The sequence below is a fragment of the Pseudorhodoferax sp. genome (assembly GCF_047601025.1).
Classification (GTDB): Bacteria; Pseudomonadota; Gammaproteobacteria; order Burkholderiales; family Burkholderiaceae_C; genus Pseudorhodoferax.
This window is the reverse complement of record NZ_JASGJZ010000001.1, coordinates 1153273-1170889: the sequence shown is the minus strand read 5'-3', so window position 1 is coordinate 1170889 and position 17617 is coordinate 1153273. Positions and strand designations below refer to the sequence as shown.

Below are 17617 nucleotides of genomic sequence, written 5' to 3'. Positions count from 1 at the left end.
GGGTTGCCGGGGCTCAGCCGTGCCAGCCAAGGTGGCCGAGGAAGTCGCGCGTGCGCTCCACCGTCGGGTTGTCGAAGATCTGCGCGGGCGGTCCCTGCTCGATGATGGCGCCGGACTCGAACACCACCACCCAGTCAGCGACGCGCCGGGCGAAGCTCATCTCGTGCGTGACCACGATCATGGTCATGCCTTCCTGCGCGAGCTTCTGCATCACGCTGAGTACCTCTCCCACGGTCTCGGGGTCGAGTGCGGAAGTGGGCTCGTCGAACAGCATCACCTCGGGTTCCATCGCCAGCGCGCGAGCGATCGCCACGCGCTGCTGCTGGCCGCCCGAGAGGTTGGCCGGAAAGTTGCCGGCCTTGGCGGCCAGGCCCACCTTCTCCAGCAGCGCCATGGCGCGCTCGCGGGCCTTGTCCTCTGCCATGCCCAGCACGGTGACCGGGCCCATCGCCACGTTGTCCAGCGCCGACTTGTGCGGGAACAGCTCGAAGCTCTGGAACACCATGCCCATGCGCTGGCGTACCTTGCGTACCTCCGATTCCTGCGCCGGCAGCGGTACGCCATCCAGCAGCACACGGCCGCCGTCAATCACCTCCAGCGCGTTGGTACAGCGCAGTAGCGTCGACTTGCCCGAACCAGAGGGCCCGATCAGGCACATCACTTCGCCCTTGTTGACTTGCAGCGAGACGCCGTTGAGCGCGACGAAGCTCCCATAGTGCTTGCGCACCCCTTCGTAGACCAGCACCGGCGGCAGGTCGGCGCTCTTGCGTACGTGCGTGGCGGAGGTGGCGACAGCAGTCTGATTCATTCCTTGACTCCGTATTTGCGGTGGATCCAGTCGACCAGCTTGGCCTGCGGATAGCCCATCAACCAATAGAGGACCGCCATGGCGGTGAGCATCTCCAGCACACGGAAGGTCTGGGCGCGAATCTGCATGGCGCTGTAGGCCAGCTCGCTCACGGCGATCACCGAGACCAGCGAGGTATCTTTGAACAGCGAGACCCAGGTGCTGGCGATCACTGGCAGGATGCGGCGGCCGGCCTGCGGGATCACCACCTTGAACATGGCCTGCCGGCGCGACATGCCCATGGCCAGCGCGGCCTCCATCTGCCCCTTGCGGATCGAGTTGATGCCCGCGCGGAAGGTTTCGGCGTTGTAGGCCGATACGTTCAGCACCAGCGCCACCACCGCCGTCGTGAAGGGCGAGAACTGCACGTCGAACACCATCGGCATGACGTAGAAGGCCCAGTAGATGACCAGGATCAACGGCAGGTTGCGGAAGAACTCCACGAACGCCATCGAGACGCCGCGCGGCAGCCGGTGGGCCGACAGCCGCATCAGCGCCAGGGCAATTCCGCCGGGCAGCGCCAGCAGCATGGTCAGTACTGTCAGCAAGACGGTCATCAGCGCTCCGCTGACCAACGCGTCGCGGTGCGTCCAGACGACGGACCAGTCGAGATTCATGGCTTGGTCCTCCTCAGGAACGGCCCAGGTGTGCGACGCGCTGGTAGAGGCGATCCACCGCGCGCGTGACCGGGAACAGGATGCAGAAGAAGGCCACCATCACCGCGGTGTAGACCTCCACAGGCCGGTAGCTCTGGCCAGCGATGGTCTCGGCGCGATGCATCAGCTCGGGCACGGCGATCACGGTGGCGATCGCCGTGTCCTTGATGGCAATGGTGAGGATCGAGCCGAAAGCCGGCAGCATGCGAACGGTGGCCTGCGGCAGCACCACCTTGCGCAGGATCTGCGCGCGCGACATGCCCAGTGCCAGTGCCGCGCGGGTCTGGCCCGGGCGCACCGATTCGATGCCGGCGCGGAACACCTCGGCCGCGTAGGCCGCGATGTGCAATGTCAGCGCCACCAGCGCAGCCCAGAAGGGCGGGAAGGCGATGCCGGTGAGCAGCGGCAGCGCGAAGTAGATCCACACCAGCACCACCAGCACTGGCACCGCGCGCATGCTGTCGATGTAGAACACCAGCAGCTTGCGCGCCCAGCCGGGACCGTACATGCGCGCCAGTGCGATCAGCAGGCCGGCGGCGATGCTCGTCACGGCGCTGACCACGCTCAGCAGCACGGTGATGCCCAGGCCGCCAGCGAAGAAGCGCCAGTTGTCGGCGATGGGGGAAAAGTCGAAGTCCATGGCCAGGTCCTCTGGACGGCGGCACCGCTACTTCATCGTGCCGACGATGCGCGCCTCGTCTGCGTCCAGTTGCGCCTTCTGCGCCTTGGCAACCTGGCGCAGCCAGTCGAGGTAGGCCGGCTGGCCCTTGTCGATCGCCAGTCCGACCGGTGAGGCTTTCTCGCTGCTGGTCTGGCAGTTGTTCTCGCGTGGCAGGACGGCCAGGCCCTTGACCTTCTGCTGCAGGCCGACCCAGGGCACGCGGTTGATGGGAGCGGCGTCGGCACGCTTGGCCATCACTTCTTCCACCGGCGCGGTGGCGCCCGAACTGGCGACGGCGCGCAGCTTGGCCTTGGGGAAACGTTCCTTGACCCAATTCTCCTCAGCGCCGCCGGTGAAGTAGGCGATGGTCACGTCGGGGCTGTTGAGTGCATCGACAGACTGCGCGGCCGCGAACTTCTTGTTATCGGCGCGGCCGAACATGCATACCGAGGTGGAGGAGTAGATGACGAAGTCCACCACCTTCAGGCGCTCGGGCGTCTCGCCCAGCGGGCTGATCGTCATGTCGACCTGGTTGGAGGCCAGTACCGGCACCTTGGTCTCGTGCGACACCGCCACCGGCACCAGCTTGACGTTGAGCAGCCGGGCGTACTCCTTGGCCAGCATCCAGGCCGGACCGCTCCACGCTTCGCCCTCGCCGCTGGTGTTGGCGATCAGCCAGGGCGCGTTCTGCAGCGCGCCCACGCGCAGTTCGCCGGCCTTGCGGATGGCGTCGATGCGCGGGCTCGCGCCTGGCGCCGGCGGGGTCTGAGCCAGCAGCGTGGAGGCGGCCAGCGCCAGCGCCGCGCCGGTGGCGAGGCAGCGCAGGGAAGATGGGTAGGCTTTGTTCATGTCATGTCTCCTTGTTTGGGATGAGGCAGGGAAGCCCGTGCGCCTCAGCGCCAGGCCTGGGTGAATTCGTTGATCACGCGCTCGATGTGCGCGCGCATCGCCAGGCGCGCCTCGGCTCCATCGCGCGCCACCAGCGCCTTGAAGATGCGCTGGTGGTCGGCATGGGAGGCCAGCCGTAGTTCCGGCGTGTGGAAGTGGTGCTCGATCTTGTTCCACACCGGACCGCGCGCCTGTGCCCACAGCGCGCTCACCATCTGCAGTAGCACGCTGTTGCCGGTGGATTCAGCGATGCGCAGGTGGAACTGCTGGTCGGCCGCCTCGTTGGCTTCTTTGTTGTCGAGGTTCTCCCGCATCTCGGTCAGCGAGATGAAGATGCGGTCCAGGTCGGCATCCTTGCGCGACTCGGCGGCCACGCCAGCGATTTCGGCCTCGATCAGGCAGCGGGCGCGTAGCAACTCGAAGGGGCCGGGCTCTGAGGCCGGGATGAAGGGCGAAGCCGGTTGCGAGGCCGTCGCCGCAGCCGGTTGCTGTGTGACATAGATGCCCGAGCCGCCGCGCACCTCGACGATGCCCTGGATCTCCAGCGCAATCATGGCCTCGCGCACCGAAGTCCGGCTCACATCGAAGCGCTCGGCCAGTGCACGTTCGGAGAGCAGGCGCTCGCCGACCTTGATCTCGCCCTGCGCGATCAACTGCAGCAGTTGGGACGCCAGGCGCAGGTATGAGCGATCGGTTGGCTTGCCCTCGCCTTCGGGCCCGCTCGGATTGGGAATGACGCGCAGGTGCATAGTGAATGGCTCAAAGTGGTAGGACCAATTGTTTAAAGTGGGAGACCAAATTGCACTAGTGGTTTACCACTATCGAATATTGGTCCATCCGGTTTCCAATTCGATCTCTTCGCTTCCTTCCGTTTCCATGCAGAACCTTCTTTCGTCAGAGCGTCTGCGTGCCGGCTTGCCGGCCCGCGCGCTGGATACCGGCGCCGACGTGCAGTACCCCGGCTTTGAGCGCACCGCTGTGCCTGCCGGCGTGGTCCATCTCGGGCTCGGCGCTTTTCACCGGGCCCACCAGGCCATCGTGTTCGACCGGCTTCTCGCCGCGGGCGACCGCCGCTGGGGTGTGTGCGGCGTGGCGATGCGCAGTACCGCGTTGGCTGACGCGCTGGCAACGCAGGACGGCCTATATTCCGTGCAGATCGCCTCCGCCGCCGGCCTTCGCTGGCAGGTACCGGGCGCTCTGCTGCACACTTGCGTGGCGACCCGCGAGCGGGATCGGGTGGTTAGGGCCATCGCCGCCGATGCCACGCGCTGGCTTACGCTGACTGTCACAGAGAAGGGCTACGGGCCCGACTTGGCCGCGCTCATCGTCGACGGCTTGGCTGCGCGGCGCGTGGCGGGGCGGCCGGGCCTGACCATCGCCTCTTGCGATAACCTGACGGACAACGGCCGCAAGCTGCAGGCGCTCTGCCTGGCCGAGGCCCAAGCACGTGACGCGGTGCTGGCGAGCTGGATCGGCGAGTGCTGCGCCTTTCCGAACAGCATGGTCGACCGCATCGTGCCGGCCGCCACCGAAGCGCAGCGCGAAGCCACCGCCGCCGCCCTGGGCGTGAACGACGAAGCGGCCTTGAGCACGGAGGCATTCTGGGAGTGGGTGCTACAGCGGCGCCTGGCCGATCCAGCTGACGCGGATGCGCTGGCGTCCGCGGGTGTGACATTGGTCGACGAGGTCAAGCCGTTCGAGGATGCCAAGCTGCGCATGCTCAACGGCAGCCACACAGCGCTGGCGCTGCTCGGCGCGGTACAGGGCTGGGAGACGGTGGCCGACGGCATCGCCAGGCCGCCGGTGCGCCGCTTCGTGCATGCTTTCATGACGCAGGCGGCGATGCCCGGCCTGACCCGGCCGGAGCTGCCGCAATACCGCGACGCGCTGATCGAGCGCTTCGCCAACCCGCATCTGCACCACCGCGTGCACCAGATCGCAACGGATAGTTCGCTGAAGATTCCCCTGCGCTGGCTGCCTGCGCTGCGCGAAGCGCTGGACGCTGGCCGATCGGTGGACCTGCTCGCATTTGCCTGCGCGGTGTGGATGCGCTATCTGCAGGGCAGGGACGAAGACGGTGGCGCCTATGCGCTGTCCGACCCGCACGCGCAGGCGCTGCAGGCCCTCGCGCACGCCCATGCGGATGACACCGACGCGCTCGTGCACGCCCTGCTTGGCTTCCGGCCGATGTGGCCTCCGGAGTTTGCGACCGATTCGCGCTGGGTGCCGCGCGTAGCGCACTGGCTGCGCCGTATCCGGGCGGGCGGATCGGCCGCCGCGCTTTACGAGATCGCAGCCTGAGGGGGTGTCTTCGGGCTACCGGGCGGCGACCACCCGCCTGCGCCCCCGGGCAGACACCCTGTCAGAACCGTTCGGCCGGGCGCAGGCAGCGCCAGTGCCCGGGCGGCAGGCCGGCCAGCGGCAGCCGGCCGATGCGCAGGCGGCGCACGGCCTGCGGCGCCAGGCCCAGGCAGAGCCGCAGCGCCTCGCCCGGCGCCGCGCCGTCCGGCAGTACCAGCCGCAGCAGCGTGCGCTGCGCGCTGTGGGCGGCGATGCTGGCGCGGGCCGGCCGCAGGCGCGCGAGGGCCTCGGGCGCCACCGGGCCGGCGATCTCGACCGCGAACTCGTGCTCCAGCGGCGCTTCGGCGTCGGCCAGCCGGCGCGCCACGCCCGCCACCTGCGTGAACACCACCAGGCCGCTTTCCGGCGCGGCCAGCGGCGCCGCGCAGCGCTGGCCCATGAACAGCCCGGGCAGGGCCGGGCGGCCATGGGCGGCGTCGCTGGCGTCGCGCTGCAGGGCGGCCCAGAAATCCGCTGCGTCGCAGGCCAGGCCCGCGGGCTTGTGCACCAGCAGCGTGGCCGGCGGCAGCGGCTGCGGGCGGGCGTCCGGTGCCACGTCCACACGCTGGCCGGGGCGCACGCGCTGCTGCGGGGCGGTCGCCGGCACGCCATCGACGGCCACGGCGCCGTGGGCGATCAGCAGTTCGGCCTCGCGCCGCGAGCAGCCGCGCAGCGCGGCGACGCGCTTGGCTAGGCGTTCGCCGTGCGGGTCAGAGCTCATCGATTGCCGTGCGCGGCGCCGCGCCGGCTTCCAGCGAGAAGCGCTCGCGCGTGTGCACGTAGAAGCTGGCGCCGAAGCGCGCGACCGGAAAGTACGCCTGCAGCCGCACGCGCCAGGCCTCGGTGTCGACCAGGCCTTCGCGCGCGTGCAGCCACAGCACGCGGCCGATGAAGATCTGCCGGCTCGCGGTCTCCAGCAGCTCGTGCAGCGTGCATTCGAAGGCCACCGGCGCCTCGGCGATGCGCGGCGGGCGCACCTGGCGGCAGGGCGCGGCGGTCAGGCCCACGGCGGCCAGCTCGCTGACCTCGGCCGGAAAGTTCTCGCCGCAGCGGTGCATCTGCCGCGCCATGGCCTCGTCGGCGATGTGCACCACGAACTCGCGGCTGGCCACGATGTTCTGCGCCGTGTGCTTCAGGTCCCCGTCCTGCCGCCGGTTGATGCTGACCATCACGATCGGCGGCTCCTCGCCGAGCATGTTGAACATGCTGAACGGCGCGGCGTTGACCACCCCCTGGGCGTTCAGCGTCGTGATCAGCGCGATCGGCCGCGGCACGATCAGGCTGGCCATCAGCTTGTAGCGCTGGTGCTCGGTGAGGGCCGAGAAGTCGATCGCGTCGCTCACGCCAGGCCCTGTTCGCGCAGGTGCTCCACGTGCGCCAGCATCGAGCGCTCGGCCACCGGCCAGATGCGCTGCGGCACGTCGTCGTAGGCGATGGCCACCCAGTCGCGCGGGCCGCCGCCGGGGATCGCCCGCATGGCCTGGAGCACCTTGGCTTCGCGCGCGAGGCGGTGCTGCCGGAGCCGCGCGATGGCGCCGGGCGCGTCGCCCAGCACATGGCCGTGCGCCGGCAGGATGAAGGCGATGCCGGCCTCGGCGCAGGCGGCGGCGAGCTTGTCCAGCGAGGCCAGGTAGTCGCCCATGTGCCCGTCGGGCGGGTCGACCACGGTGGTGCTGCCGTTCAGGATGTGGTCGCCGCTGAACAGCAGCGCGTCCTCCTCCAGCACCAGGCAGACGTGGTTGGCCGCGTGGCCGGGCGTGTGGATGGCGCGCAGCGTGTGGGCGATGCCACCGTCGCCCTGCAGCACCAGGCGCTCGCCGTCGGCCAGCGCGCGGTCCGGCGTGAAGTGGCTGGCCGGGCGCGCGGTCGGGCGCGAGGCCAGGCCCAGCACCGGCGGGCGCGGCCGGCCGGACCGTTCGACGCGGTCGGCCAGCGGCCGGGCCAGCGGCGCGTGGTCGGCATGCGAATGCGTGCAGACGATGGCGCGCACGTCGCCGCCGGCGGCCTCGAACAGCCGCTCCAGGTGCGCCAGGTCCGGCGGGCCGGGGTCGATCACGACGAAGCCGCTGGCGGCGTCGCCGACCAGGTAGCTGTTGGTGCCGGGGCCGGTCATCGCGCCCGGGTTGCCGCAGGTCAGGCGCTGCAGGTGGCGCAGCAGCTGCACGGGGCGGTCGTGGCGCCAGTCCAGCGCGTGCAGCAGCTGGCCGTCGGGGCAGACCAGGGCCAGCTCGCCGTAGGCCGGCTCGTGCTCCATGACGCGCACTTCCCGGCCGCCCAGCCAGCCGCCGCGCGGGCAGGACGTCCACAGCGGCCCGCCCTGCGCGCAGGCGGCCAGCACGGCGTCCACGCTGGCGTAGGGCTGCAGGCGCTGCAGCGTGTGCCGCGTCGGCAGGATGAGCGGAAAGCCGCCGCCGGCATGGCGCTCCAGCGCCTCGGCCGGGCGGATCCAGACCGGTTCGAACTGCTCGGCCTCGTCGGCCACCGGCTGCTGGCCGGCCGGCATGCGCGCGACGAGGAACGGCACCTCGAAGCGCCGCGGCTGATCGGGGCCGGTGGTCCAGTGCGCCAACGCGAACACCTGGTCGGTGGCCAGCACCAGGCCGCGCTCGGCGCACTGGGGCAGCAGCGGCGCACGCCGTTCCAGCGCCTGCACGTCGGCGGCGCTGGCCCAGCGGCCGTCGGCATGGCGCGCCAGCAGCACGCCGAGCTCCTCGAAGGCCTCGCGCACGGCGGCCACGGCCGGGGCCAGCCACGCATCGTCCTGGCCGCCGCGGCGCGTGGCCAGGCTCCCGGCCGCGTGGTCCGCCGCGTCGATGGCGCCGCCCGGGAACACGAAGACGTCGGGCGTGAAGCTGGCGCTGGCCGAGCGGCGCGTCAGCAGCACCTCGGGGCCGGCCGGCGCGTCGCGCAGCAGCAGCACGGTGGCGGCGGGACGCGGCACGGCGGGGGTGCGCTGCGGGTGGAGCAGTTGGCTGGGGCGGGGCATGGCGGTGATTCTGCCGGCTGCGGCGCCGGCGTGCCGCCGCGATAATCCCGCCCCATGCGAATCCGATTCACCAAGATGCACGGGGCCGGCAACGACTTCGTGGTGCTGGACGAGACGCGCGGCCTGCTGAACCTCGGACCCGAGCAGTACCGCTTCCTGGCCGACCGGCATTTCGGCGTCGGCGCAGACCAGATCCTGTCGGTGCGGCCGTCCACCGGCCCGGGCGTGGACTTCGAGTACGTGATCCACAACGCCGACGGCGGCGAGGTCGAGCAGTGCGGCAACGGCGCGCGCTGCTTCTTCCGCTACGTGCGCGAGCACGGCCTGACCGACCGCGACCGCCTGCGCGTGCACACCGCCGCCGGCGTGATCGCGCCGGCCATGGAGGCCGACGGCCGCGTGACCGTGGACATGGGGCCACCGGTGTTCACGCCCGCGGCCGTGCCGTTCGACGCGGCCGGCCTGGCGCCCGTGGGCGCCACCGAGGTCGGCCCCTGGCACCTGGCGCTGGACGACGAGGCCGGCGGCCCCATCGTCGAGCTGGCCGTGCTGTCCATGGGCAATCCGCATGCCGTGCAGCGCGTGGACGACGTGGACGCCGCCCCGGTGGCCGAGCAGGGCCCGCGGATCGAGCACCATCCGCGCTTTCCGAACCGCGTGAACGCCGGCTTCCTGCAGGTGCTGGACCGCCGCCGCGTGAAGCTGCGCGTGCACGAGCGCGGCGCCGGCGAGACGCTGGCCTGCGGCACCGGCGCCTGCGCCGCCGTGGTCGCCGGCATCCGCCAGGGCTGGCTGGACAGCCCGGTGGACGTGCACACCCGCGGCGGCCTGCTGACCATTGCCTGGGACGGTCCCGGCCAGCCCGTGCGCATGACCGGCCCGGCGCAGACCGTCTTCGAAGGCGAGATCGACCTTCCCGACCGATTTCCCGGAATCCCCGCATGACCCCCACCCACCCGATCACCGAAGACGACATCGCCAACTTCCTGATCCACACCCCGGCTTTCTTCGAGCGCCATGCCGAGTTGCTGACGGCCGTGCAGCTGACCAGCCCGCACGGCAATCGCGCGGTCAGCCTGCAGGAGCGCCAGGCCGAGATGCTGCGCGAGAAGATCAAGGGCCTGGAGCGCCGGATCATGGACATGATCCGCCACGGCAACGAGAACATGCTGATCGCCGACAAGCTGCAGCGCTGGGCGCGCAGCCTGCTGCGCGCGCGCGCGCCGGCGGAACTGCCCCAGCGCATCGTGGCCGAGGTGCAGGCCGAGTTCGGCGTGCCGCAGGCGGCGCTGAAGGTCTGGCACGTGGCGGGCGAGTACGCCGGCCATGGCTTCGCCCAGGGCGTCAGCGAGGATGCGAAGAGCTTCGCCTCCTCGCTGACCGCGCCGTTCTGCGGCGTCAACCCGGGGCTGGAGGCCGTGCAGTGGCTGCCTGCGCCGGCCGAGGCGATGTCGGTCGCGCTGATGCCGCTGCGCACCGGCGGGCCCGGCGGCGCCGAGCCGGCCTTCGGCATGCTGGTGCTGGCCTCGCCCGACCCGGCGCGCTTCGAGTCCGGCATGGGCACGGATTTCCTGGAGCGCATCGCCGAACTGGCCGGCGCCGCGCTCTCGCGCCTGCAGTAGGCCGATGGACGACGCCGCGCTGGTCGGGCGCTATCTCGAGTACCAGCGCGTGGAGCGCCGCCTGGCCGCGCGCACGCTGGCGCTGTACCGCGGCGACCTGGAGAAGCTGCAGGCGTTCGCCCAGGCCGCCCAGGTGGCGCTGGCGCAGGTGCACGGCGCCCACGTGCGCCGCTGGGTCGCGCAGATGCACGCCGGCGGGCGCAGCGGCCGCGGCATCGCGCTGATCCTGTCGGGCTGGCGCGGCTTCTATGCCTGGCTGGGCCGCGAGGGCCGGGTCGCCGCCAATCCGGTGCAGGACGTGCGCGCGCCCAAGGCCGGCAAGCCGCTGCCCAAGGCGCTGTCGGTGGACGATGCCGTGCAGCTGGCCGAGTTCGCCGGCGAGGCCGACGATCCCTGGCTGGAGGCGCGCGACGCCGCGATGGTCGAACTGCTGTACGGCGCCGGCCTGCGCGTGGCCGAGCTGACCGGCCTGGACGTGGCGCCCGGCCCGCAGGCGCTCGGCTGGGTCGACCTGGACGCCGGCGAGGCGCACGTGCTGGGCAAGGGCAGCAAGCGGCGCAGCGTGCCGATCGGCCATGCGGCCGGACAGGCGCTGCGCGCCTGGCTGGCGCTGCGCGGCAGCGGCACGGCGCTGAACCCGGCCCTGTTCATCGGCCGCCACGGCACGCGGCTGACCCAGCAGGCGATCCGCCAGCGGCTGCGCCGGCGCAGCCGCCAGGCCGGGCTGGCCACGCCGGTGCATCCGCACATGCTGCGGCATTCGTTCGCGAGCCACGTGCTGCAGTCCAGCGGCGACCTGCGCGCGGTGCAGGAACTGCTGGGCCACGCCAACATCGCCACCACCCAGGTCTACACGCGGCTGGACTTCCAGCACCTGGCGCGGGCCTACGACGCCGCACACCCGCGCGCCCGGCGCAAGAACCCATGAAAACCATCCGCCTGCGCGAGGGCAAGGAGAAATCCCTGCTGCGCCGCCATCCCTGGATCTTCGAGTCGGCCATCGCGCGCGGCGGCGGCGATGCCGGCGAGACCGTGCGCGTGGAGGCCGCCGACGGCCGTTTCCTGGCCTGGGCGGCGTTCAGCCCGGCCTCGCGCATCCGCGCCCGCGCATGGAGCTTCGACGAGGGCCAGCGCATCGACGCCGCCTTCCTGCGCGAACGGCTGGCCCGGGCCATCGCGGCGCGCGAGCGCCTGCCGATCGCCAGCGACGCGCTGCGCCTGGTGCACGGCGAGGCCGACGGCCTGCCCGGCCTGGTGGTCGACCGCTACGGCGACACGCTGGTCGCCCAGTTCGGCGCCGCGGGCAGCGAGCGCTGGAAGCAGCCGCTGGCCGACGCGCTGCTCGACCTGACCGGCCTGGACCGCCTGTACGAACGCTCGGACGCCAGCGTGCGCGGCCTCGAGGGCCTGCCCGAAGCCACCGGCTGGCTGCGCGGCGGGGGACCGACCGGGCTGACGATCACCGAGCACGGCTGGCGGCTGACGCTGGACGTGGCCACCGGCCACAAGACCGGCTACTACCTGGACCAGCGCGACAGCCGCCGGCTGTTCGCCGACACCGTGGCGCGGCTCGGCAGCCGCCGCGTGCTGAACTGCTACAGCTACACCGGCGGCTTCACCGTGGCGGCGCTGGCCGGCATGCGCGCGGCGGGCGTGCGGGACGGGCGAGTGACCTCGGTCGACTCCTCCGGCCCGGCGCTGGCGCGCGTGCAGGCGCACGTGGCGCTAAACGGCTTCGACCCGGCCGGCTCCGACTGCCTGGACGCCGACGTCAACGCCACGCTGCGCCGCTTCGCCGCGGAGGGCCGGCGCTTCGACGCCATCGTGCTCGACCCGCCCAAGTTCGCGCCCACGGCGGCGCATGCCGAACGCGCCGCGCGCGCCTACAAGGACATCAACCGCCTGGCGCTCGGCCTGCTGGAGCCCGGCGGCGTGCTGTTCACCTATTCCTGCTCCGGCGGCATCGCGCCGGACCTGTTCCACAAGATCGTGGCCGGCGCCGGCATCGACGCCGGGGTGGACGGCTACATCGTGCAGCGCACCGGCGCCGCGCCGGACCACCCGATGACGATCTGCTTTCCGGAGGGCGAGTACCTCAAGGGGCTGGTCGTGATGCGCAAGACCTGAGCATGGTCTTGCCGGGGCCACTAAACTTTGCCGCTTTTGCGTTTCGAGGCAGCCCATGAGCCTGATCCCCGCCACCATCCTCACCGGCTTCCTCGGCGCCGGAAAGACCACGCTGCTCAAGCGCGTGCTGACCGAGGCCCACGGCCAGAAGATCGCCGTGGTGGAGAACGAGTTCGGCCAGGAGAACATCGACAACGACATCCTGGTGTCCGAGCCGGGCGAACAGATCATCCAGCTCAACAACGGCTGCGTCTGCTGCTCGATCCGCGAGGACCTGCGCTCCACGCTGTCCATGCTGGCCGAGAAGCGGCGCAAGGGCGAACTGGCGTTCGACCGCGTGGTCATCGAGACCACCGGCCTGGCCGATCCCGGGCCGGTCGCGCAGACCTTCTTCATGGACGACGAGATCGCCGAGAGCTACCTGCTGGACTCGATCCTGACGCTGGTGGACGCCAAGCACGCGGCCGAGCAGCTGAACGAGCGCCAGGAGGCGCGCCGCCAGGTGGGCTTCGCCGACCAGATCTTCATCAGCAAGACCGACCTCGTGGCCCAGGACGAGGTCGACGCGCTGATGCACCGCCTGAAGCACATGAATCCGCGCGCGCCGCAGAAGGCCGTGCACTTCGGCGAGGTGGCGCTGAACGAGGTGTTCGACCTGCGCGGCTTCAACCTGAACGCCAAGCTGGACATCGACCCGGACTTCCTGCAGGAAGACGCGCACGACCACCACGACCATGACCACGCGCACGGCGAGCACTGCGACCATCCCTCGCATGCGCACGGCCACGGCCACCACCACCATGTGGACGACGACGTCAAGAGCTTCGTGTTCAAGGCCGAGCGGCCGTTCGACCCGGCCAAGCTGGAGGACTTCCTGGGCGCGGTGGTCAACATCTACGGCCAGCGCATGCTGCGCTACAAGGGCGTGCTGCACATGCAGGGCACCGAGCGCAAGGTGATCTTCCAGGGCGTGCACCAGCTCATGGGCAGCGACCTCGGCCCGGCCTGGGCCGAGGGCGAGCCGCGCACCAGCAAGATGGTGTTCATCGGCATCGACCTGCCGCAGGACATCTTCGTGCAGGGCCTGGAGCAGTGCCTGGTCTGACGGGCGGCGGGGCGCCGGCGCGGAAAAGCCCGCCAATGGGGGTATAAACCGGGCCGACGCCGCGGACCGCGGCCGATCCCGACGCCGGTACGAGGGCTTCGCGGACCGTCCAAATACCCGTACTATCCGTGGCCGCCGGCGGTGGGGTTCCCCCGCCGCCTTCCGTTTTCAGCAAGAGATGTCTTCCCCATGATTGCTCCGTCATTCGCCGCCCTGAAGAAGGATCCCAAGCTGGCCAACAACTGGAAGACCAAGTCGGCCGAGGAACTGACCGACGCCGAAGTCCTGGCCATGCCGGATTCGGAATACATGAACGACAAGCAGATGGCCTTCTTCCGCCACAAGCTGGTGGCGCTGAAGCAGGACATGCTGAACAACGCCGGCGAGACCACCGAGCACCTGCGCGAGGACACCGTGGTCGTGCCCGATCCGGCCGACCGCGCCACGATCGAGGAAGAGCACGCGCTGGAACTGCGCACGCGCGACCGCGAGCGCAAGCTGCTCAAGAAGATCGAGCAGTCGATCGCCCGCATCGACGCCGGCGACTACGGCTACTGCGACGAGACCGGCGAGGCGATCGGCGTCGGCCGCCTGCTGGCGCGCCCGACGGCCACGCTGTCGCTGGAGGCCCAGCAGCGCCGCGAGCTCAAGCAGAAGATGTTCGGCGACTGAGCGCCGCGCCGGCATTCCTCCGCACCGTTCCGACCGCGCGCTTTTCCTTGCATGCCCCAGGACGATCAGCCTTCCCGCGGACTGCTGTCCAAGGTCGCCCGCTTCGTCCGCGGCCCGACGCTGGGCTGGTCGGACCAGCATCCGGCCGAGGACCGCGAGAGCCGCTACAGCAAGCAGGTGCTCAAGGAGATGATCGAACGCAAGCGCGCGAACGACTTCGTGCGCAGGCGGGAGTTCGACCAGCTGCGCCGGCTGCGCCGGCGCGGCACGGCCGGCACGATGCCGGCGCCGCTGTCCTCCGCGGCGCCCTCGTTCTTCGACAGCGACCAGCCCGGCAACACCGAGCGCGCCGGCACGCTGCAGAAGATCGACGAGATCGAGGCCCAGATGGCGCAGCAGTGGCCCCGCCCCCGTGCCGGGGGAGAGGCGATGCCGTCGGGCGAGGAGGCGCAGCATTCGCGGCAGTTCGCGCCCACCGTGCATTCCGGGCTGTCGGACGGCGTGCCGCGCGGCGCCGATGAGTCGCGCCAGACCGATTTCGCCGCCACCGACGTGATTCCGCCGTCGGAGCGGCCGGATGCCCGGGCCGGCGCCGCGCCGGCGGAGGACATGCTGCCGGGCCTGGACCTGTCGTTCGGCGCCGCCGCCGTCGACGAGGTCCTGCAGCTCGACCCGAGCCTGGAGGAGGCCGCGATCCGCTTCGCCAACGGCGACGACCAGGGCGCCGAGGCCGCGCTGCTGGCCGTGCTGGACGGCGGGGCGCCGCTGTCGGCCCGGCGGCGGGCCTGGGCCGCGCTGTTCGACCTGTACCGCGCCACCGGCCAGCAGGCCCGCTTCGACGCCATGGCCATCGATTTCGCGATGCGCGGCGAGGGCGCGGCGCCCGCCTGGCGCCCGATCGCCGAGCCCGCCGCGAGCCCGGCCGACGAGGCGGAGCGCGGTGCCGGCGGCCAGCACGACTGGACCTGCCCCGGCGTGCTGGGCGCCGACGACGTGGTGGCGCTGGCCGTGCAGGCGGCCGAGCGCCGGCCTGCCGTGCTGCGGCTGGACTGGTCGCCGCTGGTCACGCTGCAATTCGACGCGGTCGAACCGCTGGTGCGGCTGCTGGCCGACTGGGCCGGCCGCGAGACCCGGCTGCACTGCGGCGGCACCGCGCAGCTGGAGCTGCTGCTGCGCCAGCACACCGTGTCCGGCCAGCGCGAGCAGCCGGCCGACTGGTGGCGGTTGCGCCTCGCCTGGCTGCGCGTGGCCCACCGGCCCGACGAGTTCGACCTGGTGGGACTGGAATACTGCATCACCTACGAGGTGCCGCCGCCGGCCTGGGAGCCGTCGCGCTGCGGCTTCTCGACGTGGGAGCCCGGCGCCGGCAGCGCACCGTCCGGCACCGAGCCGGCGCCGGACGGTGCGCTGTCCGGCGTCGTGCGCGGCGATGCCATGCCGGCGCTGGCGGCGATCGCCGGGCGTGCCGGCGCGGGCGAGCCGCTGGTGGTGGACTGCCAGGCGCTGGTGCGCATCGACTTCGCGGCCGCCGGCTCGGTGCTGAACTGGGCGGCCGAGCAGCAGGGTGCCGGCCGGCACGTGCGCTTCCAGGGCATGCACCGCCTGGTGGCATTGTTCTTCCACGTGATCGGCGTGGCCGAACACGCGACAATCCTGCCCTACCGCGGCTGACGGAACCAGCGTCCGCCGCGCCCGCCGGCCGGCAGCAACCGCTGCACGGTGGCGTCCGCCTTCCACGCTTTCCAACCCCGGGTTTCCCATCCATGGAGCAATTTCACGGCACCACCATCCTGAGCGTGCGCCGCGCCACGCCGTCCGGCGTGCAGGTCGCCATCGGTGGCGACGGCCAGGTCACGCTCGGCCACATCGTCGTCAAGGGCTCGGCGCGCAAGGTGCGCAAGCTCTACCACGGCAAGGTCCTGGCCGGCTTCGCCGGCGCCACGGCCGACGCTTTCACGCTGTTCGAACGCTTCGAGGCCAAGCTGGAGAAGCACCAGGGCCACCTGGCGCGCGCCGCCATCGAACTGACCAAGGACTGGCGCACCGACCGCGTGCTGCGCCGGCTGGAGGCGATGCTGGCCGTGGCGGACAAGGACGCCTCGCTGATCATCACCGGCAACGGCGACGTGCTCGAGCCCGAGCACGGCATCGTGGCCATCGGCTCGGGCGGCGCCTATGCGCAGTCGGCCGCGGTCGCGCTGCTGCAGAACACCGAGCTGCCGGCCGAGGAGATCGTGCGCAAGTCGCTCGCCATTGCCGGCGAGATCTGCATCTACACCAACATGCACCACACGATCGAGGTGCTCTGAACATGTCTTCGATGACCCCCCAGGAGATCGTCTCCGAACTCGACCGCCACATCGTCGGCCAGAAGGAGGCCAAGCGCGCCGTCGCCATCGCGCTGCGCAACCGCTGGCGCCGCCAGCAGGTCGACGAGAAGCTGCGCGCCGAGATCACGCCCAAGAACATCCTGATGATCGGCCCGACCGGCGTCGGCAAGACCGAGATCGCGCGCCGGCTGGCCCGGCTGGCGGATGCGCCCTTCATCAAGGTCGAGGCCACCAAGTTCACCGAGGTCGGCTACGTCGGCAAGGACGTGGACACCATCGTCCGCGACCTGGTCGACGTGGCCGTCAAGCAGACGCGCGAGCAGGCCATGCGCAAGGTGCGCGCACGCGCCGAGGACGCCGCCGAGGAGCGCGTGCTCGATGTGCTGCTGCCGCCCGCGCGCGTGCCGGCGGCCGACGGCTTCGGTTTTTCCGCCAGCGCGGCGCCGGCCGAGCGGCCGGCCGACGGCACGGCGCGGCAGGCGTTCCGCAAGAAGCTGCGCGAGCATCAGCTCGACGACAAGGAGATCGAGATCGAGGTGGCCGACGCGCGCCAGGCGCTGGAGATCATGGGCCCGCCCGGCATGGAGGAGATGACCGAGCAGCTGCGCGGCATGTTCAGCCAGCTCGGCCAGGGCCGGCGCAAGACGCGCCGGCTGCGCATCGCCGAGGCCATGCAGCTGCTGACCGAGGAGGAGGCCGCCAAGCTCGTCAACGAGGAGGAGATCAAGGTCCAGGCCGTGCACAACGCCGAGCAGAACGGCATCGTCTTCATCGACGAGATCGACAAGGTCACCTCGCGCAGCGAGGGCGGCGCGGCCGAGGTCTCGCGCCAGGGCGTGCAGCGCGACCTGCTGCCGCTGGTCGAGGGCGCGGCCGTGTCGACCAAGTACGGCGTGGTGCGCACCGACCACATGCTGTTCATCGCCTCCGGCGCGTTCCACCTGTCGCGGCCCAGCGACCTGATTCCCGAGCTGCAGGGGCGCTTTCCGATCCGGGTGGAGCTGCAGTCGCTGTCGGTGCAGGACTTCGAGGCCATCCTGACGCAGACCCATGCGTCGCTGACGCGCCAGTACCAGGCGCTGCTGGCCACCGAGGACGTGACGCTGCAGTTCACGCCCGAAGGCGTTACGCGGCTGGCCGCCATCGCCTACGACGTCAACGAGCGCACCGAGAACATCGGCGCGCGCCGGCTGGCCACGGTGCTGGAGCGCCTGCTCGACGAGGTCAGCTTCGAGGCCGCCAGGCTGCAGGGCCAGACCGTCGTCGTCGATGCCGCCTACGTGGACGCGCGCCTGGGCGAGCTCAGCCGCAACGAGGACCTCTCGCGCTACATCCTCTGAATGGTGGAAAAACGCACTCTGTGTTTGTGCACAGTGGACATCT

At 71.1% G+C, this 17617-nt stretch carries 18 protein-coding genes; 10 read left to right on the top strand and 8 right to left on the bottom strand.

Translation table 11 applies throughout. From position 1 onward, the window contains the following. Nucleotides 1-13: 13 nt before the first annotated feature. From QM782_RS05560 to QM782_RS05540, 5 genes are read right to left on the bottom strand one after another with little or no spacing between them, the layout of a single operon-like run. Nucleotides 14-745: an amino acid ABC transporter ATP-binding protein gene (locus tag QM782_RS05560; protein WP_415205598.1), complete on the bottom strand. Its 732-nt coding sequence runs from the start codon at nt 743-745 to the stop codon at nt 14-16. A gap of 59 nt (nt 746-804) precedes the next feature. Then, complete coding sequence (locus QM782_RS05555) at nt 805-1464, bottom strand: amino acid ABC transporter permease (RefSeq protein ID WP_415201922.1); 660 nt, start codon at nt 1462-1464, stop codon at nt 805-807. Between the two features lie 13 nt (nt 1465-1477). Next, nucleotides 1478-2143, bottom strand: a complete 666-nt coding sequence (locus tag QM782_RS05550; RefSeq protein ID WP_415201921.1) for an amino acid ABC transporter permease — start codon at nt 2141-2143, stop codon at nt 1478-1480. A 27-nt stretch (nt 2144-2170) separates the two neighbouring features. Further along, the gene (locus tag QM782_RS05545) at nt 2171-3013 is read right to left on the bottom strand and encodes a substrate-binding periplasmic protein (RefSeq protein ID WP_415201920.1); all 843 of its coding nucleotides are present in this window, start codon (nt 3011-3013) and stop codon (nt 2171-2173) included. Nucleotides 3014-3057: 44 nt separating this feature from the next. Next, complete coding sequence (locus QM782_RS05540; RefSeq protein WP_415201919.1) at nt 3058-3801, bottom strand: FadR/GntR family transcriptional regulator; 744 nt, start codon at nt 3799-3801, stop codon at nt 3058-3060. Nucleotides 3802-3928: 127 nt separating this feature from the next. Between QM782_RS05540 and QM782_RS05535 the strand changes: the two genes are divergently transcribed. Beyond that, nucleotides 3929-5353, top strand: a complete 1425-nt coding sequence (locus tag QM782_RS05535) for a mannitol dehydrogenase family protein (RefSeq protein ID WP_415201918.1) — start codon at nt 3929-3931, stop codon at nt 5351-5353. A gap of 61 nt (nt 5354-5414) precedes the next feature. Here QM782_RS05535 and QM782_RS05530 read toward each other — a convergent pair whose 3' ends face one another. From QM782_RS05530 to QM782_RS05520, 3 genes are read right to left on the bottom strand one after another with little or no spacing between them, the layout of a single operon-like run. Beyond that, on the bottom strand, nt 5415-6113 hold the full coding sequence (locus tag QM782_RS05530; protein WP_415201917.1) for a S4 domain-containing protein: 699 nt from the start codon (nt 6111-6113) through the stop codon (nt 5415-5417). Then, complete coding sequence (locus QM782_RS05525) at nt 6103-6681, bottom strand: flavin reductase family protein (RefSeq protein WP_415205597.1); 579 nt, start codon at nt 6679-6681, stop codon at nt 6103-6105. Before QM782_RS05525 ends, QM782_RS05530 begins: the two co-directional genes overlap by 11 nt. 50 nt (nt 6682-6731) lie before the next feature. Continuing rightward, complete coding sequence (locus QM782_RS05520; RefSeq protein WP_415201916.1) at nt 6732-8378, bottom strand: MBL fold metallo-hydrolase; 1647 nt, start codon at nt 8376-8378, stop codon at nt 6732-6734. Between the two features lie 54 nt (nt 8379-8432). Here QM782_RS05520 and dapF point away from each other — a divergent pair, with 54 nt between their 5' ends. From dapF to hslU, 9 genes are all read left to right on the top strand, one after another. Next, nucleotides 8433-9323, top strand: a complete 891-nt coding sequence (gene dapF / locus QM782_RS05515) for a diaminopimelate epimerase (protein ID WP_415201915.1) — start codon at nt 8433-8435, stop codon at nt 9321-9323. Next, nucleotides 9320-10000, top strand: coding sequence for a DUF484 family protein (locus QM782_RS05510; protein ID WP_415201914.1), 681 nt, complete (start codon nt 9320-9322; stop codon nt 9998-10000). The genes dapF and QM782_RS05510 overlap by 4 nt, the downstream gene beginning before the upstream one ends. A gap of 4 nt (nt 10001-10004) precedes the next feature. Beyond that, entirely contained in the window at nt 10005-10928 is a 924-nt protein-coding gene (locus tag QM782_RS05505; protein WP_415201913.1) for a tyrosine recombinase XerC, read from the top strand. Then, nucleotides 10925-12127: a class I SAM-dependent rRNA methyltransferase gene (locus QM782_RS05500; RefSeq protein ID WP_415201912.1), complete on the top strand. Its 1203-nt coding sequence runs from the start codon at nt 10925-10927 to the stop codon at nt 12125-12127. Before QM782_RS05505 ends, QM782_RS05500 begins: the two co-directional genes overlap by 4 nt. Before the next feature lie 55 nt (nt 12128-12182). After that, nucleotides 12183-13232, top strand: coding sequence for a CobW family GTP-binding protein (locus tag QM782_RS05495; RefSeq protein ID WP_415201911.1), 1050 nt, complete (start codon nt 12183-12185; stop codon nt 13230-13232). Nucleotides 13233-13421: 189 nt separating this feature from the next. Next, the gene (gene dksA / locus QM782_RS05490) at nt 13422-13904 is read left to right on the top strand and encodes an RNA polymerase-binding protein DksA (RefSeq protein ID WP_415201910.1); all 483 of its coding nucleotides are present in this window, start codon (nt 13422-13424) and stop codon (nt 13902-13904) included. Nucleotides 13905-13955: 51 nt separating this feature from the next. Further along, nucleotides 13956-15575: an STAS domain-containing protein gene (locus QM782_RS05485; RefSeq protein ID WP_415201909.1), complete on the top strand. Its 1620-nt coding sequence runs from the start codon at nt 13956-13958 to the stop codon at nt 15573-15575. A 92-nt stretch (nt 15576-15667) separates the two neighbouring features. Further along, nucleotides 15668-16213 (top strand): ATP-dependent protease subunit HslV, encoded by a 546-nt coding sequence (gene hslV, locus QM782_RS05480; RefSeq protein WP_415201908.1) that lies wholly within the window; start codon nt 15668-15670, stop codon nt 16211-16213. A 2-nt stretch (nt 16214-16215) separates the two neighbouring features. Further along, nucleotides 16216-17574, top strand: coding sequence for an ATP-dependent protease ATPase subunit HslU (gene hslU / locus QM782_RS05475; RefSeq protein ID WP_415201907.1), 1359 nt, complete (start codon nt 16216-16218; stop codon nt 17572-17574). Nucleotides 17575-17617 lie beyond the last annotated feature (43 nt).